This window comes from Arthrobacter sp. P4_H3 (genome assembly GCF_056400885.1).
In genome coordinates, this window is the sequence record NZ_JBFUKK010000051.1 from 1 (window position 1) to 879 (window position 879).

Consider the following 879-nt stretch of genomic DNA (forward strand, 5'->3'; position numbering starts at 1 on the left):
GAGATGATGAAGCCTCGGGTCATCTGGTCCGCGGCGGCCCAGAAGGCGTCGCCGGTGCGCTGGAAGCCGAACATGGAGTAGAACACGTAGACCGGGATCAGCGGCACGCCGTGGGTGGCGTAGGCGGTGCCGGCGGCGGTGAACGCTGCGACGGCGCCGGCTTCGTTGATGCCGGGGTGGATCAGCTGGCCCTGGGCGGATTCCTTGTAGGCCAGGACCAGGTCCCGGTCCACGGAGAGGTAGTTCTGGCCGCCCGGGTTGTAGATCTTCGCGGTCGGGAAGAACGCGTCCATGCCGAACGTGCGGGATTCGTCCGGCACGATGGGTACGATCCGGTGCCCGAACTTCTTGTCGCGGAGGAGGTCCTTGAGCAGGCGGACGAACGCCATGGTGGTGGCGGCCTGCTGCTTGCCGGTGCCGCGCTTGGCGACGTCAAACGTCTTGGCTTCGGGCAGTTCAATGGGCGCGTGGTTGGGACGGCGCTCAGGCGCGTAGCCGCCCAGGGCCGCGCGCCGCTCAAGGAGATAGGCGATCTCAGGTGCGTCCGTGCCGGGGTGGAAGTACGGCGGGCTGTAAGGGTCCTCTTCCAGCCGGGCGTCGGAGATCGGAATCCTCAAGTAATCCCGGAATTCCTTGAGGTCGTCGAGGGTGAGTTTCTTCATCTGGTGGGTGGCGTTGCGGCCTTCGAAGTGCGGTCCGAGTCCGTAGCCCTTGACCGTTTTGGCCAGGATCACGGTGGGTTTGCCCTTGAATTCGGTCGCTGCCTTGTACGCGGCGTAGACCTTGCGGTAGTCGTGGCCGCCGCGCTTGAGGTTCCAGATCTGGTCATCGGTCAGGTCCGCGACCATTTCCTTGGTCTGCGGGGTCTTCCCGAAGAAG

General features: G+C 65.1%; 1 pseudogene. It reads right to left on the reverse strand.

Annotated elements, in window-relative coordinates:
* A pseudogene (locus AC1DRE_RS25095) lies at nucleotides 1–879 on the reverse strand (pyruvate dehydrogenase (acetyl-transferring), homodimeric type); the annotation flags it as partial.